This window comes from Paracoccus sp. AK26, assembly GCF_011801365.1.
GTDB lineage: Bacteria > Pseudomonadota > Alphaproteobacteria > Rhodobacterales > Rhodobacteraceae > Paracoccus > Paracoccus aerius.
The window spans coordinates 134,253-157,521 of sequence record NZ_CP041045.1; the positions used below are offsets into that span (position 1 = coordinate 134,253).

The following is a 23,269-nucleotide window of genomic DNA, read 5'->3' on the forward strand; positions in this document are numbered from 1 at the left end:
CCCTGCGCCAAACCCAGTGATAGGGCCAGATTCTGAATAGATGGATCCAGCAATTGACTGAGAATGTAGAGATTGAACGCGAGTCAGTAGACTATGACGTGGTGATCGTCGGTGGCGGTCCCGCAGGACTGTCGGCGGCAATACGGTTGAAGCAAATCGACCCTGACCTGAGCGTCGTCGTTCTTGAGAAGGGTTCGGAAGTCGGGGCGCACACTTTGTCAGGGGCGGTATTGGATACCGTCGGCCTCGACAGGTTGATTCCAGATTGGCGGGACAGGGGCGCTCCGGTCAGCGTTGAGGTAAAGGAGGACAACTTCTTTATCCTCGGGCCAAACAGACAGGTGCGGATTCCGAACTGGGTCATGCCGCCGCTGATGTCGAACCACGGCAAATACATCGTTTCGATGGCGAATGTTTGCCGCTGGCTGTCGGAGCAAGCCGAAGAGCTTGGCGTCGAAATCTTTCCCGGCATGTCGGCCTCGGCCATCGTCTGGGATGGTGATCGGATCGCCGGTGTGGTCGCGGGCGAAGCCGGACTGGAACCGGATGGAACGCCAGGCCCTCAATACGAACCGGGTATGGAGCTGCGCGGCAAGTATACGATGCTGGCAGAGGGTGTGCGCGGCTCTCTGACGAAAGAGGTCATGGCGAAGTTCGACTTGTCTCAGGGTCATTGCCCGCAGAAGTTCGGCCTCGGCATGAAGGAGATCTGGGAAATCGACCCCGGGAAACATCGCGAGGGCGCGGTCACCCACACCATGGGATGGCCGCTTGGGTCGAACGCCGGTGGCGGTTCCTTCATCTATCACCTTGAGAACAATCAGGTCTTCGTCGGATTTGTCGTGCACCTGAACTATAAGAACCCGCACCTCTATCCCTATATGGAGTTTCAGAGGTTCAAGCATCACCCGATGGTCGAGGAGCTTCTGAGGGGTGGCAAGCGTGTGGCCTATGGCGCGCGGGCGATTTCCGAGGGGGGCTGGCAATCGATTCCGAAACTGACAGCGCCGGGAGTCGTTCTGCTTGGCTGCACGGCGGGCCTCGTCAACGTTCCTCGGATCAAGGGCAACCACAATGCCATGCTTTCAGGGATCGCGGCAGCCGAGGCGGCGGCACAAGCCATCGCGGCCGGGCGCGCGGGCGACGAGTTGCTGGAATACGAAACTGACCTGCGCTCGGGCCAAATCGCGCAAGACCTGAAAAAGGTGCGTAACGTCAAGCCGATCTGGTCTCGCTGGGGTATGGTCGCATCGCTGATTTGTGGCGGTATGGACATGTGGACGAACAACCTGTTCGGCATTTCTCTTTTTGGCACGATCAAGCATGGCAAGACCGATGCTGCATCAACTGGTGAAGCCAAAGCCTACAAGCCAATCGACTACCCAAAACCCGATGGGAAACTCAGCTTTGACAGACTGACCAACGTGGCATTTTCCTTTACCAACCACGAAGAAACGCAGCCATGTCATCTGAAGCTGCGGGATAGCTCGGTCCCGATTCTGGTCAACCTGCCGAAATATGCCGAGCCTGCGCAACGTTACTGCCCGGCCGGCGTCTATGAGGTGATCGGTGAAGGCGATGCGGCGCGCTTCCAGATCAACTTCCAGAACTGCGTCCACTGCAAAACCTGCGACATCAAGGACCCAAGCCAGAACATCACCTGGACCACACCGCAAGGTGGCGACGGGCCCAACTATCCCAATATGTAACGACACCGAAATTGCCCCGGCCCAAGTTTTTGAACGCCGCGCAAGCACCATTAGCTTTCGCTTTCGCTTCATAAGATATAGTTTGTTGCGAGTGGGTCCTGACAATTTCAGACTGTAAGAAATGCTATAACCGGAGACATACAGGGCCATGAAATCCCATGCACAGGTCGTCGTGCTCGGCGGCGGCATCCACGGCGTCAGCACACTCTATTATCTTGCGAAAGAGGGGTGGACCGATGTCGTTCTTATCGAGAAGGGCGAACTGACCTCCGGGACGACCTGGCACGCCGCCGGGCAGTGTCCGCACTTCAACGGCAGCCTGAACTTCGCAAAGATCTGTGACGAAGGCATCAAGATGTATGGCTCGCTCGAAGCAGAGACGGGCCAGGCAACGGGCTGGCACAAAGCGGGCGGCATCCGGCTTGCGCGCGACAAGGACGAACTGGACTGGCACAAAAACGTCGTCGGTATCGCCAAACAGGCGGGAGTCGAGGCGCATGTCGTCGGCCTGGATGAGATCCGCCAGCTTCATCCCTACCTTGAGCTGCACGATGTCGTCGGTGGTACTTATACGCCCAATGACGGTCACGTCGATCCGACCAGCGCCACCAATGCGATGGCGATCGCAGCGCGCAAGCTGGGCGCGACGATCTACAAGCACACCCTTGCTTCGGATATCAAACCGAACGGCGACGGCTGGACGATCTATACCGACAAAGGCAACATCACCTGCGAACATCTGGTGATCGCTGCGGGCTTCTTTACCACCAAGGTCGGCAAATGGATCGATCTGGACGTGCCGCTGGTTAACGTCATCCACCAGTATCTGGTCACCGATCCGGTCGAGGAACTGCTCGACCGTCCCGGTGAGCTGCCGGTGGTCCGTGATCCGGGCTCCTCGTCCTATATGCGGCAGGAGCAAAAGGGGCTTCTTGGCGGGCCGTACGAAACGGCTGGCCTTAAGCTTTATACCAATGATGTGCCGTGGTCCTTTGACATGGACCTGCTGGAGCCGGATCTGGACCACATCTCGCCCTGGCTTGAACAGATGATGGAGCGGATGCCGCTGTTCGGCACGGTTGGCGTGCGCCGCGTCATTTCGGGCTTTATCGCCCACACGCCGGATCTGGTGCCGCTCGTGGGTCCTGCGCCCGGCCTGAAGAATGTCTGGCTGAACTGCGGCTCGACCACCGGCATCGCGCAGGGGCCGGGTTGCAGCAAATATCTTGCCCAATGGATGGTGCATGGCGCAGCGGAAATCAGCATGACCTCGCTGGATCCGCGCCGTTTCGGCAGCATTCACAACGAGGGCTGGGTGCGCGAGCGCACGACCGAAGCATCGTCGCACATGTATGACATTCATCCGCCTGGGTATTTCTACAAAACCGGTCGGCCGCTGCGCGTTTCGCCGCTCTACGAAGATCTGCGCGACAAAGGCGCCGAGTTCGGCGAGTCGATGGGTTGGGAACGCGTCAAGTTCTTCTCCAACGGTGAGCCGGAGCATCTGAGCTTCAGCCGGAACAGCACTTTCGACATCGTCGCCGCCGAGTGCAAAGCGGTCCGCGAGGCTATCGGAGTTCTCGACCTGTCGAGCTTTTCGAAATTCGAAGTCGAGGGCGCCGATGCAGAGGCTTATCTGAACCGGGTCGTTGCGAACCGCGCCCCGCGCAAGATCGGTGATATCGCGTTGTGCCACCTGCTGACTGCCGGCGGGGAAATCGATGCCGAAATTACCATCACCCGCATTGATGAGCAGCGTTTCTACCTGACCAGCGCCGGCTCGATGCAGAACCGCGACTTCAACATGCTCAGCGCGGCGATCTTGCCGGGCGAGAATGTCGAACTGACCGATGTGACCGAAGGCTTTGGCGTCCTGGTCGTGTCGGGTCCGAAGACGCGCGATGCAATGATGAAGATCACCAGCGCAGATCTGAGCACCGAGGCGTTCCCGTGGTTGAAGGCGCGCACGATCAAGATCGAAGGGGCTCAGGTTCGCGCGCTGCGCATCTCTTACGCCGGCGAACTTGGCTGGGAATTGCATGTTCCGACCGCATCGCTGCGCAAGGTCTATCTGGCGCTGATGAAGGCCGGAGAGGAGTATGGCATTCGTGACTTTGGCCTTTACGCGCTGAATTCATTGAGGATGGAAAAGGCCTACCGTGGTTTCGGGTCCGAGCTGACCAACGAAATCTCGCTGGTCGAGGCCGACATGAACCGATTCTACTCGCTCAAGAAAGGCGATTTCACCGGCAAGGCAGGGATCGAGAAGCGTCTGGCCGACGGGATCAAGATCAAGCTTGCCTATCTTGAGATCGATGCCCCGCATCTTGACGTGATCGGGCAAGAGCCGGTGTATTCCGGCGATCGGATCGTCGGCAGCATCACTTCGGGCGGCTTTGGTCATGCAGTGGGCAAGAATCTTGCCTTTGCCTATGTCGAACCAGAGTTCGCCGAGAAGGGCGCGACCTTTGAGGTCGAGATGAACGGTGACCGCTACGCGGCCACGGTTCTGACCGACGCCGCCTATGATGCAGAGAACCAGCGGCTTCGGAGCTGAAGCCAGCAACAGTCTTGAACATGCAGATCTGCGGCTTGTGCCGGGCGAATGTAAGCCCGGCAAAAGCTGTGAATCGTCAATCATCAGTAGGTGTCACATCCCGCGAGATTGTAGACGCGTTTCCTGAACAGCTCGGGTCTGTGACGTTGCCAGTCCTTGAGAGCGCCGATGGGTGTTCGGGCGTTCAGGGCTGATTGCGGGAGCTGCGTGTTGTAGAGGTGGACATATCGCAGGATGGTCTGCTCCAGGTCCTCGCCGCTGTGGAAGCGATGGCTCTGCAGGACGTCCTCGATCCGGCCGTTGAAGCGCTCGACCATACCGTTGGTCTGTGGCCGCATCGGAGGCGCGAGGCGGTGCTCGATGCCAAGCTCGGCGCAGAGCAGGTCGAATTCGTGCTGTCCTGTGGCCGCACGCTTGCGCAGGCCGAAGAGCCGGTCGGTGAAGGCCTTTCCGTTGTCGGTCAGCACGCGGGTGATCTTCATCGGTGCGGCACGCTCAAGGTCCCGGAGGAACCTCCGCGCGTTGGCCGCGGTCTGCGCCGGGTAGATGCGCACAAAGACCCATCGGGTCGCCCGGTCGATGGCCACGAAGAGATAGCGGCGGCGATCCTCGTCGGCCATCTGCGGCAGATACTTGATGTCGATGTGCAGGTAACCGGGCTCATAGGCCTTGAAGCTGTCGTGCGCGGGCTTCGGCTCCCGGGGCTTCAACGCCTGCAGGTTTCCCACCCCATGGCGACGCAGGCAGCGGTCGAGGCCCGAACGCGAGACGTGCGGATTGAGGAACTCGCGCACGACCGCGAGCAGGTCGTCGAGCGGTAAGAGAAGCGCCCTTCGCAGCGCCACCGCGACGGCCTCCTGGGCAGGCGTCAATGTCGTCTGAAGCCGGTGCGGCGTGTGGCTGCGGTCGTGGACGTCATCGCGGCTGCGCCACTTCCACACCGTCTGCTCGGAGATCCCGTAGCGCTCTGCCACCAGCCATGCCGGTTCGCTGCTCGCCTGGATCGCGGCCCGGATCTTTGGCGTTGTGGTCGCTTGCTTGTGCAGAGAAATCAGCATCCTCCCACCCCCTCCCGAACCTCGCGCAGGATCGACCTTGCCGTGAAAAAGGAAGACCGGCGAAGGTCTATGTGATCATCCGGGATGGAACAAGTAGGGTCCAGCGCCAAGAGCGCGTCCTCATACCGGCTGAGACCGCCAATGCTCGCCGTCAAAAGTCCTAGTCAAGATCGCCCGGAAGCCGTAATCTCCGGGGATCGGCGACAATTGCGCGACGACGGGCCCCGTCATGGGATGCTTAGAAAGAAATCAGATGAAGCAGCGCTTACCTTCCCTCCTCGCAATTCGTTATTTCGAGGCAGTGGGTCGTAACCTGAGCTTCACGTTGGCAGCCAACGAGCTAAACGTAACCCAAGCGGCTGTCAGCCATCAGGTTCGGCTTCTGGAGCAAGAGCTTGATGTCAAGCTGTTCACACGCCTTCATCAGAGAATAGAGCTGACCGAGAAAGGTCTGGAGCTGCTTGAAGTTTCGGCAGAGTGCTTTGAGAAGCTAGCCGACGTTACGAACAGCATTTCCAAAGGAAAGCGCACATCGCGAATTCATTTAAGTGTTTCCCCACTTATCTCTACTCATGTCCTGATGGCACGGATAGGTGAATTCCTTGACGCGGAAAAAGATACCGAAGTTATTATCCATCACTCTTTGGCCCCTCCGAACGAGCGAGAAGCACCTTATGATATCAAGATTTTTTTCTCACGCACAATAATCAGCAATGAATCCTTCGAATTTGTTTTGCAGGACAAGCTGATTCCAATGTGCATTCCCGCGCTCTGGAGAAAAAACAAAGGAGAAAGTCCGGGCAATTTTCTCAAACAGACGGGCGTAGTACACGAATTTGATTATCAATGGTGGGAAAGCTGGTGTGAACAAACCGGCGTAGATAAAAATATTGTCCGGCGCGGGCTCGCCCTTGATGATCCGTCTGTCCTTTTGAACGCGGCGTTATTGGGTCGCGGTGTCATACTCGGCTCCAAAAGGTTTTTAGCTGATAGACTGCGGGCGGGCGAGCTTATCGCGCCGATGGGAGAGCAAGATGGCGTGGATATATACTATTATCTTTGTACAAACAAAACTCAGCGGCGGCGCGATATAACCAAACTTTCAGCGTGGCTTCGATCTGCAATCACAGATCTGCGACACGAGTAGTTTAGGGTCAGGATTCATAACCAATAGATGACGAGAGCCGCGAGGGCGATGGCTGAGAGGAACACCTTGGGGCATCGGTCATAGCGGGTCGCGACGCGCCTCCAGTCCTTGAGCCTGCCGAACATGATCTCGATGCGGTTACGCCGCTTGTATCTTCGCTTATCGTATTTGATCGCCGTCTTGCGTTTCTTCCGGCCTGGGATGCAGGCACGTATCCCCTTGTCCTGCAACGCTTCTCTGAACCAGTCAGCGTCATAGCCACGATCTCCGAGTAGCCATTTGACGTTTGGCAGACCACTCAGCAGGGCCCGAGCGCCGATATAATCGCTGACCTGTCCAGCGGTGACGAACAGGTCGATCGGTCGCCCCTGACTGTCGCAGATGGCGTGCAGCTTGGTGTTCATACCGCCTTTGGTTCGACCGATCAGGCGACCACGCCCCCCTTTATGGCGGCCATGCTGGTCGCCGTTCGATGGGCCTTGAGGTATGTTGCGTCGATCATCACGGTCGTTTTCTCGCCGTGTTCCGCCGCCAGCCCGGCCATCATCCGCGCGAAGATGCCCTTTTCGCTCCAACGCTTCCACCGGCTGTAGAGCGTCTTATGTGGGCCATACGAGGCGGGCGCATCGCGCCAACGCAAGCCATTGCGATTGATGAAAATAATCCCGCTCAGCACCCGTCTGTCATCAACCCGGGGCTTCCCGTGCGACCTGGGAAAGAAGGGAGCCAGGCGCGCCATCTGCGCGTCGGTCAGCCAGAAGAGATCGCTCATGTCACCGCTCCGTTTTCGGAGGCGTGAATCACGCAGCGCAACAGAAATCAATGCATCCTGACCCTAAAAATCAGGAGAGAGCAGGCAAACTTATGCATATACTGCAAAGGTTGACACAGCTGGAGCCCGCTTTACAGCGCTCCCTTGCACCAGCTGAGGCAGCACTATCGGCACTTCAAAGGCAATAGGGTGTTCTTGAAATTACCTGCTATTCTGATAGTATTTTCCCTTACAGCTCAAAAAATTTATAAATAACGTTCTCTTTCCGTACAGGTGCAACATCTCTGCAATCAGACGCTCTCCTTGTCTGGAAAGGCGCTAAGAAAATCAGATATTCCAAATACCCTCAAGATTGTATTCCGACATCTTGCATGATCGCGATTTTTATCTTGTGATCAATCATCTGCAGTGCGACCGATCGGAAACATATCTTCGCCATAATGATGGAGCTTGACGTGGTGGCTCCGGCATAGCCACCGCACGTTCAGGGGTTCATCATATCGGTCGTGATGGGCATCGACCTTGGCCGCGCCGCAGACCTCGCAGCCCTGCTTTTCCAGTGCGCCAGACATGAGCGCGCGCTGAACCGCAAGATGGGCCTGATACTTCGGCAAATTGGTGCGGCGCCAGTTCGTCTGGCGGGTCTCGCTTTTCAGGGACGGTGGGCGCGGAGGCTTTGGATCATCTGTCATCACGCCACCGTCGCCTGCCTGCCCAAGGTGCGATACACGGTCGGCCGCGAGATCGAAAACACCTCTGCCAGATCACTGATGGAATACTCCCCCGTGTCATACATGCGCCGCAGCTCCTGCTGCTGGCGATCCGACAACTTCGGCTTCTTGCCCCGCAGCTTGCCCTTGGCTCGGGCCACAGCCATGCCCTCACGGGTCCGCATCCGGATCAGGTCGGCCTCGAACTCGGCAAAGGTCGCCAGGATGTTGAAGAACAGCTTGCCCATTGGGTCGGTCGGATCATGGATTGAGGTGCCAAGCTGAAGCTTGATCCCGCGCGCGGCCAGCTTGTCGGCAATGTCGCGAGCGTCGGGGACGGAACGCGCCAGGCGGTCCAGTTTTGGCACCACCAACGTGTCGCCTTCTCGCAAGGCTGCAAGCGCCTGATCGAGACCAGGGCGGGCGCGGTTCGTGCCGGTAAAGCCGTGGTCGGTGTAGATGCGATCGGAGGCAACTCCGAAGCTGGCAAGGATGCCCTTCTGCGCAGCAAGGTCCTGTTTGTCGGTGGAACAGCGGGCGTAGCCGATCAAGATCTGTGTCATGCCCTGATCTGTAACAGTAGCCGCCCCTTCATTGCAAAAAATATCGGACCGGTCATCTGAGATTTAGTCCTGCCAGCAAATGCTGGTCTTCAACGGGCCTGTTCAGCGGCAAGCTGGCCGTCCTTTGAACGATGGCTGAGCGGACACAAAAAGTATTCGTGACATGCTGTGGTGACCAGAACAGCAGCAGTAAAGCGGTGATAGCGGTCCCTCTGGAGAAGTATCATGGGATTGAAAGGAGGACTTGGTGTGAAGGGCAGGGGTCTCTGAACAAATTGTCTGCATGCGCCTTTGAAGCTCAAGCAAGCAATGTCCAAGGAGCACCTGCTTCTTGCGTCGTATTCGATAATGGTCATATTGAAGACGTAATCAGAAAGGATCTCTCATGGCTCAGACCACAACCATGACCGTGCGACTCGGCCCGGTGTTGAGTGACTTCGTTGCGACCAATGTTGGTGAGGATGGGTGCTACGAGAATGTCAGTGAATATGTCCGTGACCTGATCCGCCGGGACAAGGAGCGGGCCGAGACTGAAGCCTTTGTTCGCCTACAGGCCGAACTGACCAAGGCGTTTTCCGCACCTGATAACAGCTATGGATCCCTGACGGCAGCCGAGGTGATCGCTCGCAACAAGGGCTGATCATGGCCACCATTCGCATCCAGGAAGCCGCATCACTGCGGTTGGACGATATTTATCGATATACCCGAGAGCGCTGGGGTGAAGCTCAGGCTGATCGCTATATCATTGGCCTTTTCGAAGCCTTCGATGAGATCGAGGCGCATGGGGTTGCCTCCCGCCCGATCCCGGCCGAGTTCGGCGTGAACGGCTTCTTCTTCCGCTACGAGCACCATTTCGTCTACTGGCGCCGGCTCTCCAATGGCGACATCGGCATTGTGACAGTCCTGCATGAACGCATGCACCAGATCGGCCGTTTCGCAGAGGACTTCAGGCGCGAGTGACCTATGATAGCGAGCAGTTCGAAGCCGTGACAACTTCTGGCAGCTTGGCACGACTTAACAAGTTAGCCTATCAAATCCGGACAGATCATAACGAGGCGTTTCAAAAGGCCTGACTTGTAATTATCTGATGAAATAAGACTAAGAATTTGATATTGTTCCATAAATCCAATTATTCAGAATGGAGCCTGCACCCGCGCCTTCCAGCAAGGCCACCTCAACCTGATGGGAATCCTACACTTATGTTGGCGCGGAGCTCTTCAGCTTTCACCCCTCCCTCGGCGGCTTCGTCATCCAGTTATTGCTGACCCTTTAGCTCTTCGAAAGGTTGGACATGTCGCTAGCTGCCGCTCAATCAGGAATTCACCGTCTTTGATAAGTAACGAATTCACAAGAAAATTTGATCTTAGAAATCCATTTAGCGGGCTGAGCAGGTTGCGTTGATAGCATGGGCCGGGAAGATGCCGAGGAAGAATAGGAGCGTAAAAGATGGTGACTAGACGACACTTTATTCACACAACGACAGCGCTGTTTTCGGCGACTATTTCAGGTCCTTTGTTTGCGGCATCATGGCCGACTGAAGCACAGAAGGCTGCTTGGGACGCACAGGTTACGCCTGCCGGTTACAATCCCTCCACCTCCAATCCCTGGGGTGTGCACTCTCGTTTCTTGCCTCAAAGGGTAAAGGCCAATGATGGCCTGGTGGCAGGTGACATCCATGTAGATGCTGTGGCGAAGTATCTTTACCATATCGAGACGGGGGGAACCGCAATGCGCTATGGCGTGGCCATAGGTCGAGGGGACCTATACGAACCGGGGGTCTATACGATTAAGCGAAAGGTCGAATGGCCTCATTGGACCCCCACGCAGAGCATGATTGACAGGGAGCCGGAGACCTATGCCCAATTCGAAGGTGGAATGGAGCCAGGTCCCGAAAACGCTTTAGGATCACGGGCTCTCTACCTCTATGTCGGCGACCGGGATACTTACTTGCGCATCCACGGAACCCCGTTTCCTAGAAGCATTGGCACTAGCGCCAGTTCTGGCTGCGTGCGGATGGTCATGGCGCATATCAACGATCTCTATCCAAAGGTAGAAATCGGCTCCACTGCGTTTCTTTATTCGGCCGCAGAAAGTGTGACCACGCGTAGCTAGGCCACACCTTTGCTGGAGTTGCAGGTCTGATCATACGCCCGAGTGGCCTCAGGCTTGTGACTGCATGCAAATTGGACGGCCCTCAGCCGTGGTAAGTGGAAGAAGTGTTGTTTCCACCTGCCCGCGATGCTCGTACCAATAGCAGTTATCTTCTGGCAGAAGACGGGCCGAGGTAACGTCCTGCCCCGGCGCAGCCAGCGCGAGGAGCTCTGGGGAAAGATTTTCGGATCCGGTTTGTGTGACTTCTGTCCTTGTTGCCATGTTTCCGCAACCGGCATTGATCAGGACAATCGCCAAGATGATGAGGGATTTGTTTCTCATTTATGTCTCCTTGCGTGATTAGCTTGTCAAGCATCCCTCGCACTGGATAGCGCGGCGCACAAGCACGACAGTTGCCGACAGCAGTAGGTCGCATCCGGAACGCACAGCATCTTGAACAACGCGGCATTTCGTCTCCTTGGCCAAGTGCCTTTCTAAGAGTACCCTTTTATAATTGTTGGATAACTTATCCAAAAACACGAGGCAGTGAATGGTCCCTAAGGACACAGGTAGCGACCGTCGACGCTTTCTAGGTGGCTTGCTGGCAACAGCGACGGTGTTGCCGGGCGGCGGCGCCCCGGCGCAGGGTTTCGACCCTTATACCGGGCAGCCTGTCTATGGCGGTCCCTCGACCGGTGGGGCACCCGATCTCGGTGCCTATCAGGTCGATCCAAGCGCAGATCCCCGGCGCAATCAGTCGTCGTTTCGCGCGAGACACTGGAGCGAGTTTTACCCGAGCTTGGGAAAAGGCGTGATCCTTGCGGATGTGACCTCGCGTGCAGTGCATTACTGGTCGGGTGACGGATCAGTCAACCTGGTCTTCCCGTGCTCTATCCCAATCACCGAAGATCTGACCCGCCGGGGCGAAACTGAAGTTGTCAGAAAGGCAAAAAACCCGCCTTGGACACCAACGCCCAGCATGCGGGAAAAGGATCCCAATCTGCCGCAACGTGTCGAGGGCGGAGATCCGAACAATCCCTTGGGACCGTACGGCCTTTATCTGTCATGGCCAGCCTACTTGATCCATGGCACACACGACACACGGAAGATTGGCCGAAAGTCCTCTAACGGCTGCTACGGTCTCTATAATGAGCATATTACCCGGCTCTACGAGCTGGCAGAGATCGGAACGCAGGTGACGGTGTTCTAGAAGCTTTTCCTTACAGGAAGACGCCAACGAACCTGTTCGCTGGCGTCCCTTCTAGAAGCCTCAGTAATGATGGGACAGCTTTCCCGCCCGTCTCATCCCATCTGTCAGGCATGAATCACGATCGGGACGCCAGGCTGCAGCATGGCATAGATATCCTCAATCTCCTCATCGCTGACAGTGATGCACCCGGCTGTCCAGTCCCGTTTCTGGCGCACCAGCCGGTTACCTTCCGGCCCACGGCCATGGATCATGATATCGCCGCCGGGATCGCGACCGAATTGTTCCGCAAAAGCACGGTCGCGCTCATTCGGATAGGACACGCCGACAGAAAGGTGATACCGGCTACGAGGATTGAAGCGGTCTACAAAATAAAGCCCCTCAGGGGTCTTGCCGTCTCCCTCGAACTGCTTGTGGCCGACCGGCTGAAATCCCAGGCCGAAATCATAAGACTTCAGCACCGTCGTTCCATTCAGAAGATACATGCGGCGCTGCCCTTTCTGAATGACGACCTGGGTGACCAGGGGACCGGAATAGACTTTGAACGTCGGCGTCTGCGGCGTCGGAGCGCCACACGCCGCAAGGGCCGCCAAGCCTGCCAGGGAAAAATGACGCCGGTTTAAACTGGCCATTCAGGATTGCTCCGTCCTAAGGTATAAATGACTGATCTAAATGCCGTCGGCAGCGGGATAGCTGGTGAACACTTCGCTGCTTCCGTCTTTGCGTATCAACAACACGTCATACGCTTCGCGCTTGTCTTCGGGCCCCATGCCGGGGCTGCCATAGGGCATTCCGGGCACAGCCAAGCCTGCTGCATCGGGCCGTTCCTCCAGCAGCCTTCGAATATCTTCGGCGGGCACATGGCCTTCGAGGAAATAGCCGTCGATCTGGCCGGTGTGGCAGGAATAATGTTTGGCGGGGACACCAAGGTCGATCTTGTGCTGGATCAGCAGGACGCCGAAGCGTTCTTCGGCGGTCACGTCGAAACCCTGCTGTTGCAGATACTCTGTCCATTTCACGCAGCATTCGCAGCCTTGTCCCTCGACAACATGAATGGCAGGGACAACCTCCTGCGCCTCCGAGGACAAAGGCGCTGCCAGCAGGGTAACTGCAATAAGAAAGGCATGCTTCATCCGATGGCTCTCCGGATTTTGGGCACCGCGAAGCGGCGCTCCTCATGAAAGTCGATGGTACTGGCAAGTTCACCTGACGGATGAAACACGAACACGCCGGATGTATGGTTCATGGTGTAGTCCCCGTCATCTCGCAGCAGGCGCGTGTAGGTCACGTCAAAGGCCTTGGCGGCTTCGGCGACAGCGTCAGCCGAGCCCGTCAGGCCGCGAATCCTGGAATTAAAATTCGACAAGTATTCGGCCAGGATCTCGGGGCTATCCCGTTCAGGATCGACGGTGATCATGGCGACCCGGATCCGGTCTGCGTCCGGCCCAAGGCCCTCCAGCCAATCTGCAATATCCATCAGCGTGGTAGGGCAGACATCCGGACACCAGGTAAAGCCGAAGAAGACCATGCTGGCTTGGCCAAGCCAATCCTGCGGGACGACAGGATTGCCCCGATCATCGATCAGCCGCCACGCCATCCGGGAGAGGTCTGGCCGACCGTTCTCGGTTTCCCTGACGTCCGTCAGCCAACGCAGGTCGCCACTGCGCCATGCTCCGAGGCCCAGGGTGAAGCCAAATGCGCCAAGAAGACCCGCCCCACCGAGGATCAGTTTTCGACGTCGCATTGCGCCTCCTGCGCGCGTATTGACAGGACATGGGTGTCGATCTCGACTGCCCCTGCCTGCTCGAAGGTCAGGGTGACAGGAAAGGACTGGCCTTCGGAAAGAGCCGTGTTCAGCTCCATCAACATGCCGTGGTAGCCGCCAGGTGACAGAGAGACCGTTTCGCCTGCCGGAACGTCAACAGCCTCGGCATGCGGCATCGAGGCGACCCCGTCCTGGATAACTGTCTGGTGCAGCATCGGCATTCCCGAAATCGGTGTCTCGATCCCGATTAGGCGATCATCCGCTTCGCTGTCATTGCGGATCTCAACATAGAACGCAGCCGGCCGCTGGGTGCCAATGGTGGCACGCGACCAAGCCTTCGAGATCGTGAGCTCGCCCGCTGTCACGCTGGCGCAATCGGCCGAGGCAAGTGCGGGAAGGAGCATTGCAAATCCAAATGCAACCCCGAAGGCTTTCATGGTCATATCCTTTCCTCGATAGCTGCCAGAATTTCGGCAGCAGGGGTTTCATAGGCGAACTGGCGCAGCCATTCACCATCCGGCCCGATCAAAAACAGCCCCGGGCTATGCGACATAGTGTAGCCGTCGGGAGCGGATGGGTCCTCTTCACGTCCGAAATAGATCTTGAAGCTGTTGGCAGCGTCCTTCGTGGCGGCATCATCCCCCGACAAGCCAAGGATTGCCGGATGGAAGGCCGCCACATATTCGGTCAGACCCTGTCTGCGGTCCCGCTCCGGGTCGATTGAGATGAACAAGGGCTGCACCCGATCCGCATCGGCGTCGAGATCGTCCATGACTTGGGCCACTTCGGACATGGTCGTCGGACAGACATCGGGGCAATTCGTGAAGCCGAAGAAAACCAGAGTGAACTTTCCCCGGAAGTCGGCCATGGTATGGGTTTGTCCGTTTCCGTCCTGCAGGGCGAAGTCTGGCTGGAAGGTTTGCGGGGTCTGCTGCCGTCCACCCCAGAGTTGGATCGCGATAACGGCCAGGACCACGCACACCAGTCCCCAAAGGATAAAGCGGATCGTTCGCAAGCTCATTGATGTCGCGCGCCTCACCCGAGTCCCGACACGACGTTCGAAACCGTCGCCCGCAGGTTTTCGATGCTGAGATCCGTCAGCCTCTCGGAACCAACAAAGAAGGTGGGCGTCGCTTGGATTCCCATGGCCTGAACATCGGCCATGTCCTGGTTTAGCACGCCGGTGATATCAGGATGTAACCGCTCGGACTTCGCGCGTTCCAGGTCCAGTCCAGCCTGACCTGCCAGTTGCCAAGCCCGATCGAGCCGCGGCTGACCATGAAGTGCCCAAGTCGGCTGTTCGGAGAACAGAATGTCAAGCACCGGCTCGAAAACGTTCTGACGACGCGCAACCTCCAGAATGCGCACGGCCTCGTCCGAACCATCGTGAAACGGCGTGTATCGCAAGATCACGCGAAGCTGGACGGGATATTCGCGACGCAACTCGTTGACAACCGGATGAAAGGCTCGGCAGGCCTCGCAAGACGGATCAAAGAACTCCACAAGGGTCACTGGCGCATCGGCTGGCCCGAGGATCGGCGAATGCGGCCGGATGAGCGCATCGGGTTGGGCCTCCAAGGCTGCACGCTCGACAGCGGCCTGTTCGGCTTCACGCTGCCGCGTGACATACCACGATCCACCGGCAAATGCGCCTGCGCCCAGGGCAAGGGTGCTCACGACGATGGTTCTTCGGTTCACGATGGTTTTCCTTTCATGGGGTTCAGGCACAGCGCGATTGCCATAAAGCAGCCGAGCGAAAGATAGGGAATGGGCAGCCTCAGGATGGTCATCTTAGTGCGGTCGGAACAGGATGGACCGTCCTGGGTGCAAGGACTGATGCCTTCCGGGATCAGCCCGGCGTAAAGTCCCGAATGCCAGAGCGCGACCGCAAGTCCCGCCAGAACCAGCGGCAGTGCATAAATCCTTGCCATCGCATCACCCCGCCAGAGGCCGACAGCCAGGATCGGCACCAGCGGGAACATCGCGATGCGTTGATACCAGCAGAGGATACAAGGGGTCTGGCCCAGCACCTCACCAATGAAGAGCGCGCCCAATGTCGCGCCCAAGGCCACCAAGAAGGCGATGAACAAAAGCGTCTCGGCGCGGGAGGTCGGGGAGTCACGCATGGGCAAGTCGAACATCGAACATAGTCTCCGATTTCGTGTTGGAACGTCCTGCCGGCCGGCAGCCATCTCCGGCTACCATCAGCCTTTGTTCTCCACATTCGTGCTGATGAAGAACCCGGTCGCGACCCTTGCCGTCGCAAGCATCAACAGATCGCCTGGCTTGATCGCCATGGCGTGTAATGCCGGCGTTTTCTCTATCGGGTTTGTCGGCTGGCCATCGACACGAACTTCGTAGTGCAGGTTCGGCCCGCTTACGAGGCCTGTCGCACCGACATCGCCAATATGGTCATTCGCGCTCGCCTGAGTGCCCCTCTCGATACCAGGGGCGAAGCGAGACAAATGGGCATAGCGGGTCACAACGCCGCCACCGTGGTCAATATCGATGGTCCGGCCGTATCCCCGCATGGTTCCTGCGAAAATCACCCTGCCCGCCCCGGTCGCCCTGACAGGCGTGCCAATCTTTGCGGCGTAATCAACCCCGGTATGCATTCGCCCTACGCCAAGAACCGGGTGCTTTCGCTTGCCGAAGACCGAAGACAGACGCGCACCGATGACAGGTCGAGCGGTGTGCTGCACCGGCTTGCCATTCTTGAACAGAATGGCGGGTTCGTCCGGTGGACCTGCTACCAGTTCGTAAATATGCCCGTTCAGCTCCAGCCGGGCATAGGACAGCCGAGGCTCTCCCAGGATTGTACCGTCAGGCAGAGCACTTTCCTGCCAGATCAGCGCCACGCGCTCTCCGCCCTTCAGGTCACGGCGGAAATCGATATGTCCCGCCAGGAGGGCAGCAAGATCGACAGCAAAGCTCTCTGGCGCCTCTCGTTCTGCAAGCGCATCATAAAGCGGCCCGACAAGCACGAAGGCCTCGCGGCGATCTCGGACCTGGATCTGAGTGTTGACCAAGGCAGCCTCAAGAGGCTTGCTGAAATCGAGAACAATATCGGTGCCGTTCTCGATCAACAACGACAGGCGCTTCAAACGGGCGGGATCATCTTCCGACACGCTCCATCTCAGCACTTGGCCAGGGGTCAAGGTCGACAGGTCGAAAACATCCGCAATGGCCAGTGCCGCCTCGTTCCGCGTTTCTGCGGCTATTCCGGCACGAGACAGAATCGCGTCCAGCGTATCGCCCGCCACCACCTCGTGTTGCGAAAGATTGGCTGTTTGTCCCGCCGGGGGCGCGGGCTCGCTCAGGGTCTCGGCGTGTAGCGGCGCGGTCACGGCAACAGCGCCGACAAGAAGCAGGGTTCGCAAGATCATCAAGTCTGATATCCCGTCAGATGTGGGAAGCGTCGCTTTGGCTGCAGGAGACAGCCAGCAAGCGGCAGCATTCCGGTTCATGGCGTGAAAAGACGTCCGAGGGTTATTCCGACAAATGCTCCCAGCAGTCCGAAAGCAATTGCGTGAGCGATGGCATACTGGACCATGTCCAGTCTGTTTCCGCCCAGTTGGCTGGCGCGGATCATCCCGCGCCAGACCCCCAGAGTAGCCCCGAGGAGCGTCAGCATCTGCCCACTCGATGTCCGAAAGGTATCATTTTTGTCTGTCCTGCTCATTGCGGCCGGTTGGGCCTTCTGCAACCTCAAGCAGCTAGAGGTTCAAGGCAAATCTGGAGGGATCACAGATTTGTCAGTTGGTCGCGGCAAGGAAGGGAGATGCGGAGATGTTCCAGCCTCTCGCAATGGGAACAGCTTGCCGGCTACAGGAACTGGTGCGCACAGTTGACGCACCAGACAATGAGCAGCGCAGGATGCGCAGCCTCCGTCAAGAATTCGCATCCTCGATGGCGTGGTCGGTGATGCACAGGGAGTGATCGCTGAGGACTTCAATGACCCGGCAATCGGAAATCCTGTCGCCCGCGCATTGCACCACCATGCGCTCCAGTTCTGTCTTGAGTGCGGCAAGTCGGGCAAGACGGCTTTCGACTTCGGCAAGCTGTGCCTTTGCGATGGCATCCGCCGCGGCGCAGGGCTGATCCGGATTGTCCGACAGGCTGAGCAGATCACGGATTGCCTCCAGCGAAAATCCCAGGTCGCGTGCGTGACGGATGAAAACCAAACGCTCATGTGCCTTGTGGGTGTAAAGCCTCTGGTTGCCAGGACTGCGCTCGGCCTCCGGCAACAAGCCGATCTGCTCATAATAGCGGATCGTGGGGATCTTTACGCCGGTTGATGATCCGAGCTTTCCGATGGTCAGCATCAAGATTCTCCTTGAACCTATAGTAGCTAGAGCACTTAGAACCCTGATTCGATGATGGCAACCGCCCTGCTTCGGCGGAGGAGAGAATGATGACGAAATCGGATCTGGCTGACGAAACCGTCTGCGACTGGACAGTGTCCGGCATGGATTGTGGATCATGTGCCGGCAAGATCAGAAACGCTGTGGCCCGTTTGCCGGGAGTCAGTGGGGTCGAGGTCGGCATCATGTCCGAACGTCTTCGCTTGACCCTGGACGGAAACAAAACCGACCGGGAGCAGGTCGAAAAGACCGTGCGAGCTTTGGGATACGGGATCACGCCACGCGGGGCCGAGAAGAAGGAGTTCGTCCTTCCTGGTGCGGCATCCGGCGCCAATCACGAGGCGCATGATCACGCACGTCCCGCTGGGGCCGATGCCGCTCATTCCGGGCATGGCAGTCCCGGCCATGTCCATGATGACCCAGCCGATCGCGGCAAGAACTGGTATCAGACCGGCAAGGGCAAACTGGTCATCTTCACCGGTCTGCTGCTGGCTGCGGCCTGGAGCGTGGAGCTGTTCGCGCCACGCGTTGGTGCCTGGGCATTTGTCGCGGCCTGCCTGATCGGTGTTGCCCCCATCGCCCGCCGTGCCATTGCTGCGGCACGATCCGGCCAGTTCTTCACCATCGAGGGGCTGATGACAGTCGCTGCCATCGGCGCGCTGTTCATCAATGCAGCGGAAGAGGCTGCATTGGTTGTGTTCTTGTTTGCCGTCGGAGAGGTCCTTGAGGGCGTCGCCGCAAGCAAGGCTCGCAACGGCATCCGCGCGTTGGCCGATCTGGTTCCGAAAACCGCGCTGTTGGAGGAAAATGGCACGACACGCGAAGTCGCCGCCGCCAGTCTTCAGGTGGGCCAGTCCGTTCTGGTCCGACCGGGCGATCGGATCCCGGCCGACGGAGACATCATCGAAGGCATATCCGGCATCGATGAAAGCCCGGTGACAGGAGAAAGCGTGCCCACCACACGCGGTCCGGGGGAGAGGGTCTTCGCGGGCTCGATCAACACCGAGGCCGTGCTGCGCGTCACCGTGATCAAGGCCGCCCAGGACAATACCATTTCCCGTATCATCCGTCTTGTCGAAGAAGCCGAGGAGGCGCGTGCGCCGACCGAGCGCTTTATCGACCGCTTCAGCCGCTGGTATATGCCCGCCATCGTCACGGTCGCGGTCCTTGTGGTCGTGGTGCCCCCGCTGGTCTTGGGCCAGTCCTGGGATACCTGGATCTATCGCGGGCTGGCGCTGCTGCTGATCGGCTGTCCCTGCGCGTTGGTGATCTCGGTTCCTGCCTCCATAGCATCTGCGCTGTCTACCGGCGCCCGGCGAGGTTTGCTGATGAAGGGGGGCGCTGTGATCGAGGCCGCCGCCAAGGTCTCGAAGGTAGCGTTTGACAAGACCGGCACCCTGACCCATGGCCGCCCGCAAGTCACCGATCTGGTTCCGTTTGGCCACACGACCGAAGCGCAGCTGCTTGAGGTCGCGGCAGGTGTCGAAAGCGGATCAAGTCATCCGCTTGCAGTGGCTATCCTGAACAGGGCCGAAACGGCTGGCGTCCCTGCCCTTCCCGCCCGCGATGCACGCGCACTGGCAGGACGGGGAGTCGTCGCAACAGTGGGTGATGCGCCGGCTTGGGTGACCTCGCCCCGACATGCCTCCGAGAATGGCGGCCTGGATGAACTCGGTCTGCGGCAAGCGACCATGTTCGAGGAGCAGGGAAAGACCGCCGTGGCCGTTTATCGCGAAGGCATTCCGCTTGGCCTCATTGCCATGCGGGACGAACCCCGTGCCGACGCTGCAGAAGCGGTGCGCCAATTGTCGGCTATGGGAATCACATCGACCATTCTGACAGGGGATAATCCCCGCACCGCCGCGGCTATTGCCGAAGGTCTGGGCATGCAGTTCCAAGCCGACATGATGCCAGAGGACAAGCTCAGCGCAATCCGCGAGATGAACGAACAGGGCGGCGTGATGATGATCGGTGACGGCATCAATGATGCTCCTGCCCTCAAGCAGGCCAGCATCGGCGTAGCCATGGGATCGGGCACCGATGTGGCGCTGGAAACCGCCGATGCGGCCATTCTGCGTGACCGGGTGACCGATATCGCGGCACAGATCCGGCTTGCCCGCGCGGCCATGACCAACATTCGGCAGAACGTGACCATCGCGCTTGGTCTGAAGGTGGTCTTCCTTGTGACGACAGTGCTGGGGATCACTGGCCTTTGGATTGCAATCCTTGCCGATACCGGGGCTACAGTGCTTGTTACGCTGAACGCGCTCCGCCTGCTGGGCTTCAATCCCGAGCGTGAGGGCTGAGGCCGTGCTGTCAGGGTTTGGCTGGTCCGTGCTGGCGCTGTTGGCGGGCTATCTGCTGCTCTTTTTTTGGGGCAGCGCCATTGCGGCTCAGGCAGCGAGGACGTCGATCTGGCTGTTTGGCCAAGCCAGGGGACGCGATCGCTGGGCAGCGTTCGGATTTAGGGCAGCCTTTGTTCTAGCCTTTTTTGGCCCGCTGCTCTGGCTGGCCTGGCCCGCCCTGCACAAGATCGACCCTTTTTGGACCGAGGGTGAGGCGGTGGCGCTTAGCCTGATCGGCGCCTTTCTTGCCGGGATCGGCGCAATGCTGGCCTTCGCCGCGCAGATGTCGATGGGCAGCTCGTGGCGTGTGGGTGTCGCCGAGGGTGCAACGGGCGCACTTGTGTCAGGCGGGCTTTATCGCTTCAGCCGCAACCCGACCTTTGTGGGTCAGTTCATGCTGCTTGCGGGGGTGGGTCTCGCCGTTCCTGCAGTTCCCACGCTTTTCGCTCCTATGCTCTTCCTTTGGGCAGCAGCCACACAGGTTCGATCCGAGGAAACCGCGCTGCGGCAGGCGTTGGGAAGAGACTATGAGCATTATCTTAACACTGTGCCGCGTTGGATCGGCCTTCACAGGGGAAGCGCGACATGAAGGCGACCCTGCTCATTCTCCTGGTTGGTGCCACCGTGCTGACAGATCAGGCCACCAAGACGGCGGCACTGTTGCTGCTTTCTCCCGGAGATATCTTGCCCGTTGTTCCTGGGTTTAATGTGACGCTTGGCTTCAACGAAGGAGCCAGTTTTGGCATGATGTCTGGTGCCATGACAGGACGGCCGCTGCTCATGTCAGCACTGACGGGCGGGCTTGCCTTGGTGTTCGCGATTATGGCATTTCGTGCGGGAGGCCTCCTTGAGCGGACAGGTCTTGCGCTGATCGTAGGCGGCGCGCTCGGCAACATCATCGATCGACTGCGACAGGGTGCGGTCACCGATTTTATCGATCTCTACTGGCGGAATTGGCACTGGCCCACGTTCAACGGCGCCGATATCGCGATCACCATGGGGGCCTTGCTGGTCTTCATCGCATGGCGTCGCTCGTCGAAATCCAGGGAACCTGCTTTTTAACCGGGGCAAGACTATAAAGCTGGACAGTTTGTGTTGGGTGCCAGTCTACGCCTGATCGGCGTAGCCCGCGAACAAAGCCAATGTTCGTTCACTGACGTGATGCTCGATGCCTTCGGCGTCCCGTTCAGCCGTCTCGGCATCAAGGCCGAGGCGGATCAAGAAGCGCAGGACAATCTCATGACGACGGCGGCATTCATGAGCCAAGGCACGACCCTTCTCCGTCAGAAAGACCGAGCGATATCGTTCGCGGGTGATTAGTCCCTCCCTGGCCAACCGGTCCAGTGCCTTGGTCACCGTTGGCGCGCGCACACCCAAGCGCGCAGCGATGGCAACAGGCCGGGCCTCTCCGTGCTCGTGGATGAGCTCGGCAATAAGTTCGACGTAATCTTCCGCCAGTTCATTGCGCCGTGCGCTGCGCACTTCCTGGAAGGCCTCGGCGCGACTGTCGGCGAGACGGGGTTCATCAGTGGCTTCAGTTGAAGAGCTATCACATGTCATTGGGAGAACTGTTGCACATCGTAGATTGACAGGCAAAGGCAAAGGGTAAATTCTTAGCCGAGACTAACTTTTCGAGTGTTCTGGAAAGTTGCAGCCCATGTCATCAAAAGCCTGGCGCCAAGAGCGCGACACTCCATCCCTTTCCGAGGTTTTCCGCACGATCGCCGTAGGCGGCGGAATGACGCCTTTCCGCCGCTTTTTGTCCTTTATCGGTCCTGGCTATCTGGTCGCCGTCGGATACATGGATCCGGGCAACTGGGCGACCTCGTTGGCAGGAGGAGCGGCCTTCGGTTACACGCTGCTGTTCGTGGCGCTGCTGTCCAACATCATGGCCATACTCCTGCAGTCGTTGTGCGCACGCCTTGCAGTGGCCTCAGGGCGGGATTTGGCGCAAGCCTGTCGAGACGCTTATCCCAGGTGGGTATCCATCCCCCTGTGGATCTTTGCCGAACTGGCGATCATTGCAACCGATCTGGCCGAGGTGATTGGCACCGCAATCGGCCTGAACCTGCTGTTCGGCATCCCGCTTGAGATCGGGATCTTCATCACCGCAGCTGATGTGTTCCTGATCCTGTGGCTTCAGAACAAGGGCTTTCGGTGGATCGAGGCGCTCATCATCGCGCTGTTGGGGACGATCACGGTCTGTTTCGCAGTGCTGATCGCGCTCGCTGATCCAGAATGGGGCGCCGTGATCGCGGGTTTTGCGCCAAGCCGCGAGATCATCGGAAATCCCGACATGCTGTATCTTGCACTCGGGATCATTGGCGCGACAGTAATGCCGCACAACCTTTATCTACATTCCGGGATTGTGCAGACCCGCGCCTATCGTCTCGACCTGCGATCAAGACGAGAGGCGCTGCGCCTGGCGACGTGGGACTCAACCATTGCGCTGATGTTCGCGCTGACCATCAATGCCTCGATCCTGATCCTGGCAGCGGCGGCGTTTCATACCGTCGGGGAGACTGACGTAGCCGAGATCGACAAGGCGCATTTGCTGCTGGAGCCGTTACTGGGATCCGCAATCGCCCCCGTCCTGTTCGGGTTGGCGCTGCTGTGTTCGGGACTGAATTCGACTGTCACCGCAACCATGGCAGGACAGATCGTGATGGAAGGCTTTATCCGGCTGCGGCTGCAGCCCTGGTTGCGACGAGTGATTACTCGGGGGTTCGCGATCCTGCCGGCGACGGTGGTGATCCTGCTTTATGGCAGCGAAGGCACTGGGCAGCTGCTGATCCTCAGCCAGGTCGTTCTGTCCTTCCAGTTGCCCTTTGCCATCGTGCCATTGGTCATGTTTACGGCCAGCCGTGCAAAAATGGGAGCAATGGTGTCGCCTAAATGGCTGACCGCGCTTTGTGCCCTGATTGCTATCACAATCATCGCGCTCAACGTGAACCTACTCGCAACAGTGCTAATTGAGTAAA

The 23,269-nt window shown here is 58.5% G+C and carries 26 protein-coding genes; 11 read left to right on the top strand and 15 right to left on the bottom strand.

Annotated elements, in window-relative coordinates:
- The first annotated feature begins 53 nt into the window (after positions 1-53).
- Both FIU66_RS16420 and FIU66_RS16425 read left to right on the top strand, forming a co-directional pair.
- On the top strand, positions 54-1,709 hold the full coding sequence (locus FIU66_RS16420) for an electron transfer flavoprotein-ubiquinone oxidoreductase (protein ID WP_167623977.1): 1,656 nt from the start codon (positions 54-56) through the stop codon (positions 1,707-1,709).
- A gap of 148 nt (positions 1,710-1,857) precedes the next feature.
- The gene (locus tag FIU66_RS16425; protein ID WP_167623978.1) at positions 1,858-4,266 is read left to right on the top strand and encodes an FAD-dependent oxidoreductase; all 2,409 of its coding nucleotides are present in this window, start codon (positions 1,858-1,860) and stop codon (positions 4,264-4,266) included.
- Positions 4,267-4,349: 83 nt separating this feature from the next.
- Here FIU66_RS16425 and FIU66_RS16430 read toward each other — a convergent pair whose 3' ends face one another.
- Complete coding sequence (locus tag FIU66_RS16430; RefSeq protein WP_167623979.1) at positions 4,350-5,324, bottom strand: IS481 family transposase; 975 nt, start codon at positions 5,322-5,324, stop codon at positions 4,350-4,352.
- A gap of 253 nt (positions 5,325-5,577) precedes the next feature.
- Here FIU66_RS16430 and FIU66_RS16435 point away from each other — a divergent pair, with 253 nt between their 5' ends.
- Positions 5,578-6,471, top strand: coding sequence for a LysR family transcriptional regulator (locus tag FIU66_RS16435; RefSeq protein WP_167623980.1), 894 nt, complete (start codon positions 5,578-5,580; stop codon positions 6,469-6,471).
- Between the two features lie 14 nt (positions 6,472-6,485).
- Here the strand turns inward: FIU66_RS16435 and FIU66_RS16440 are convergent.
- The 3 genes from FIU66_RS16440 to FIU66_RS16450 form a co-directional block, all read right to left on the bottom strand.
- Positions 6,486-7,243 (bottom strand): IS5-like element ISPso2 family transposase gene (locus FIU66_RS16440; RefSeq protein WP_167623981.1). Its coding sequence is split into 2 segments (ribosomal slippage): positions 6,486-6,919 and positions 6,919-7,243, totalling 759 coding nucleotides; the frame shifts between segments, so codons are not numbered across the junction.
- A gap of 395 nt (positions 7,244-7,638) precedes the next feature.
- Positions 7,639-7,935: a hypothetical protein gene (locus tag FIU66_RS16445; RefSeq protein ID WP_167623982.1), complete on the bottom strand. Its 297-nt coding sequence runs from the start codon at positions 7,933-7,935 to the stop codon at positions 7,639-7,641.
- On the bottom strand, positions 7,935-8,516 hold the full coding sequence (locus FIU66_RS16450; protein WP_167623983.1) for a recombinase family protein: 582 nt from the start codon (positions 8,514-8,516) through the stop codon (positions 7,935-7,937). Before FIU66_RS16450 ends, FIU66_RS16445 begins: the two co-directional genes overlap by 1 nt.
- A 385-nt stretch (positions 8,517-8,901) precedes the next feature.
- Here FIU66_RS16450 and FIU66_RS16455 point away from each other — a divergent pair, with 385 nt between their 5' ends.
- The 3 genes from FIU66_RS16455 to FIU66_RS16465 all read left to right on the top strand — a co-directional run bounded on the left by FIU66_RS16455 (position 8,902) and on the right by FIU66_RS16465 (position 10,628).
- Positions 8,902-9,156: an addiction module antitoxin gene (locus FIU66_RS16455; RefSeq protein WP_167623984.1), complete on the top strand. Its 255-nt coding sequence runs from the start codon at positions 8,902-8,904 to the stop codon at positions 9,154-9,156.
- A gap of 2 nt (positions 9,157-9,158) precedes the next feature.
- Positions 9,159-9,476, top strand: coding sequence for a type II toxin-antitoxin system RelE/ParE family toxin (locus tag FIU66_RS16460; RefSeq protein WP_167623985.1), 318 nt, complete (start codon positions 9,159-9,161; stop codon positions 9,474-9,476).
- Between the two features lie 486 nt (positions 9,477-9,962).
- Positions 9,963-10,628, top strand: coding sequence for a L,D-transpeptidase (locus FIU66_RS16465; RefSeq protein WP_167623986.1), 666 nt, complete (start codon positions 9,963-9,965; stop codon positions 10,626-10,628).
- Positions 10,629-10,676: 48 nt separating this feature from the next.
- On the opposite strand, the gene FIU66_RS16470 is transcribed toward FIU66_RS16465, so the two are convergent.
- Positions 10,677-10,949 carry a hypothetical protein gene (locus FIU66_RS16470; protein WP_167623987.1) on the bottom strand — a complete coding sequence of 91 codons (273 nt, stop codon included), beginning with the start codon at positions 10,947-10,949 and terminating at the stop codon, positions 10,677-10,679.
- Positions 10,950-11,157: 208 nt separating this feature from the next.
- Here FIU66_RS16470 and FIU66_RS16475 point away from each other — a divergent pair, with 208 nt between their 5' ends.
- The gene (locus FIU66_RS16475; RefSeq protein ID WP_167623988.1) at positions 11,158-11,817 is read left to right on the top strand and encodes a L,D-transpeptidase; all 660 of its coding nucleotides are present in this window, start codon (positions 11,158-11,160) and stop codon (positions 11,815-11,817) included.
- A gap of 104 nt (positions 11,818-11,921) precedes the next feature.
- On the opposite strand, the gene FIU66_RS16480 is transcribed toward FIU66_RS16475, so the two are convergent.
- The 9 genes from FIU66_RS16480 to FIU66_RS16520 form a co-directional block, all read right to left on the bottom strand.
- Positions 11,922-12,446: a murein L,D-transpeptidase family protein gene (locus tag FIU66_RS16480; protein ID WP_167623989.1), complete on the bottom strand. Its 525-nt coding sequence runs from the start codon at positions 12,444-12,446 to the stop codon at positions 11,922-11,924.
- 36 nt (positions 12,447-12,482) lie between these two features.
- A complete protein-coding gene (locus tag FIU66_RS16485; protein ID WP_167623990.1) occupies positions 12,483-12,947 on the bottom strand; it encodes a DUF411 domain-containing protein in 465 nt (154 codons plus the stop codon).
- Positions 12,944-13,558, bottom strand: coding sequence for an SCO family protein (locus FIU66_RS16490; RefSeq protein ID WP_167623991.1), 615 nt, complete (start codon positions 13,556-13,558; stop codon positions 12,944-12,946). Before FIU66_RS16490 ends, FIU66_RS16485 begins: the two co-directional genes overlap by 4 nt.
- On the bottom strand, positions 13,540-14,022 hold the full coding sequence (locus tag FIU66_RS16495) for a copper chaperone PCu(A)C (protein WP_240544832.1): 483 nt from the start codon (positions 14,020-14,022) through the stop codon (positions 13,540-13,542). Before FIU66_RS16495 ends, FIU66_RS16490 begins: the two co-directional genes overlap by 19 nt.
- Complete coding sequence (locus FIU66_RS16500; RefSeq protein WP_167623992.1) at positions 14,019-14,600, bottom strand: SCO family protein; 582 nt, start codon at positions 14,598-14,600, stop codon at positions 14,019-14,021. The genes FIU66_RS16495 and FIU66_RS16500 overlap by 4 nt, the downstream gene beginning before the upstream one ends.
- 14 nt (positions 14,601-14,614) lie before the next feature.
- A complete protein-coding gene (locus FIU66_RS16505) occupies positions 14,615-15,277 on the bottom strand; it encodes a thioredoxin domain-containing protein (RefSeq protein ID WP_167623993.1) in 663 nt (220 codons plus the stop codon).
- Positions 15,274-15,720: a disulfide bond formation protein B gene (locus FIU66_RS16510; RefSeq protein WP_240544833.1), complete on the bottom strand. Its 447-nt coding sequence runs from the start codon at positions 15,718-15,720 to the stop codon at positions 15,274-15,276. Before FIU66_RS16510 ends, FIU66_RS16505 begins: the two co-directional genes overlap by 4 nt.
- Positions 15,721-15,783: 63 nt before the next feature.
- Positions 15,784-16,965 carry a M23 family metallopeptidase gene (locus tag FIU66_RS16515; protein ID WP_240544840.1) on the bottom strand — a complete coding sequence of 394 codons (1,182 nt, stop codon included), beginning with the start codon at positions 16,963-16,965 and terminating at the stop codon, positions 15,784-15,786.
- Positions 16,966-17,469: 504 nt separating this feature from the next.
- Complete coding sequence (locus FIU66_RS16520) at positions 17,470-17,904, bottom strand: helix-turn-helix domain-containing protein (protein ID WP_167624262.1); 435 nt, start codon at positions 17,902-17,904, stop codon at positions 17,470-17,472.
- An 86-nt stretch (positions 17,905-17,990) separates the two neighbouring features.
- Between FIU66_RS16520 and FIU66_RS16525 the strand changes: the two genes are divergently transcribed.
- From FIU66_RS16525 to lspA, 3 genes are read left to right on the top strand one after another with little or no spacing between them, the layout of a single operon-like run.
- Positions 17,991-20,249: a heavy metal translocating P-type ATPase gene (locus FIU66_RS16525; RefSeq protein WP_167623995.1), complete on the top strand. Its 2,259-nt coding sequence runs from the start codon at positions 17,991-17,993 to the stop codon at positions 20,247-20,249.
- A 28-nt stretch (positions 20,250-20,277) separates the two neighbouring features.
- Positions 20,278-20,877: an isoprenylcysteine carboxylmethyltransferase family protein gene (locus FIU66_RS16530; RefSeq protein WP_167623996.1), complete on the top strand. Its 600-nt coding sequence runs from the start codon at positions 20,278-20,280 to the stop codon at positions 20,875-20,877.
- Complete coding sequence (lspA, locus tag FIU66_RS16535; RefSeq protein WP_167623997.1) at positions 20,874-21,350, top strand: signal peptidase II; 477 nt, start codon at positions 20,874-20,876, stop codon at positions 21,348-21,350. The genes FIU66_RS16530 and lspA overlap by 4 nt, the downstream gene beginning before the upstream one ends.
- A 45-nt stretch (positions 21,351-21,395) precedes the next feature.
- Here the strand turns inward: lspA and mntR are convergent, their stop codons facing one another.
- Positions 21,396-21,848 (bottom strand): manganese-binding transcriptional regulator MntR, encoded by a 453-nt coding sequence (mntR, locus tag FIU66_RS16540; protein WP_167623998.1) that lies wholly within the window; start codon positions 21,846-21,848, stop codon positions 21,396-21,398.
- A 97-nt stretch (positions 21,849-21,945) separates the two neighbouring features.
- Between mntR and FIU66_RS16545 the strand changes: the two genes are divergently transcribed.
- Complete coding sequence (locus FIU66_RS16545) at positions 21,946-23,268, top strand: Nramp family divalent metal transporter (RefSeq protein ID WP_167623999.1); 1,323 nt, start codon at positions 21,946-21,948, stop codon at positions 23,266-23,268.
- The last annotated feature ends 1 nt before the right edge of the window (position 23,269 follow it).

Excerpts from the sequence above, each read along its gene's own strand:
- FIU66_RS16425 (WP_167623978.1), top strand. The coding sequence starts at position 1,858 with ATGAAATCCCATGCACAGGTCGTCGTGCTCGGCGGCGGCATCCACGGC.
- FIU66_RS16430 (WP_167623979.1), bottom strand. The coding sequence starts at position 5,324 with ATGCTGATTTCTCTGCACAAGCAAGCGACCACAACGCCAAAGATCCGG.
- FIU66_RS16435 (WP_167623980.1), top strand. The coding sequence starts at position 5,578 with ATGAAGCAGCGCTTACCTTCCCTCCTCGCAATTCGTTATTTCGAGGCA.
- FIU66_RS16445 (WP_167623982.1), bottom strand. The coding sequence starts at position 7,935 with ATGACAGATGATCCAAAGCCTCCGCGCCCACCGTCCCTGAAAAGCGAG.
- FIU66_RS16450 (WP_167623983.1), bottom strand. The coding sequence starts at position 8,516 with ATGACACAGATCTTGATCGGCTACGCCCGCTGTTCCACCGACAAACAG.
- FIU66_RS16455 (WP_167623984.1), top strand. The coding sequence starts at position 8,902 with ATGGCTCAGACCACAACCATGACCGTGCGACTCGGCCCGGTGTTGAGT.
- FIU66_RS16460 (WP_167623985.1), top strand. The coding sequence starts at position 9,159 with ATGGCCACCATTCGCATCCAGGAAGCCGCATCACTGCGGTTGGACGAT.
- FIU66_RS16465 (WP_167623986.1), top strand. The coding sequence starts at position 9,963 with ATGGTGACTAGACGACACTTTATTCACACAACGACAGCGCTGTTTTCG.
- FIU66_RS16470 (WP_167623987.1), bottom strand. The coding sequence starts at position 10,949 with ATGAGAAACAAATCCCTCATCATCTTGGCGATTGTCCTGATCAATGCC.
- FIU66_RS16475 (WP_167623988.1), top strand. The coding sequence starts at position 11,158 with ATGGTCCCTAAGGACACAGGTAGCGACCGTCGACGCTTTCTAGGTGGC.
- FIU66_RS16480 (WP_167623989.1), bottom strand. The coding sequence starts at position 12,446 with ATGGCCAGTTTAAACCGGCGTCATTTTTCCCTGGCAGGCTTGGCGGCC.
- FIU66_RS16485 (WP_167623990.1), bottom strand. The coding sequence starts at position 12,947 with ATGAAGCATGCCTTTCTTATTGCAGTTACCCTGCTGGCAGCGCCTTTG.
- FIU66_RS16490 (WP_167623991.1), bottom strand. The coding sequence starts at position 13,558 with ATGCGACGTCGAAAACTGATCCTCGGTGGGGCGGGTCTTCTTGGCGCA.
- FIU66_RS16495 (WP_240544832.1), bottom strand. The coding sequence starts at position 14,022 with ATGACCATGAAAGCCTTCGGGGTTGCATTTGGATTTGCAATGCTCCTT.
- FIU66_RS16500 (WP_167623992.1), bottom strand. The coding sequence starts at position 14,600 with ATGAGCTTGCGAACGATCCGCTTTATCCTTTGGGGACTGGTGTGCGTG.
- FIU66_RS16510 (WP_240544833.1), bottom strand. The coding sequence starts at position 15,720 with ATGTTCGACTTGCCCATGCGTGACTCCCCGACCTCCCGCGCCGAGACG.
- FIU66_RS16515 (WP_240544840.1), bottom strand. The coding sequence starts at position 16,965 with ATGATCTTGCGAACCCTGCTTCTTGTCGGCGCTGTTGCCGTGACCGCG.
- FIU66_RS16520 (WP_167624262.1), bottom strand. The coding sequence starts at position 17,904 with ATGCTGACCATCGGAAAGCTCGGATCATCAACCGGCGTAAAGATCCCC.
- FIU66_RS16525 (WP_167623995.1), top strand. The coding sequence starts at position 17,991 with ATGATGACGAAATCGGATCTGGCTGACGAAACCGTCTGCGACTGGACA.
- lspA (WP_167623997.1), top strand. The coding sequence starts at position 20,874 with ATGAAGGCGACCCTGCTCATTCTCCTGGTTGGTGCCACCGTGCTGACA.
- mntR (WP_167623998.1), bottom strand. The coding sequence starts at position 21,848 with ATGACATGTGATAGCTCTTCAACTGAAGCCACTGATGAACCCCGTCTC.
- FIU66_RS16545 (WP_167623999.1), top strand. The coding sequence starts at position 21,946 with ATGTCATCAAAAGCCTGGCGCCAAGAGCGCGACACTCCATCCCTTTCC.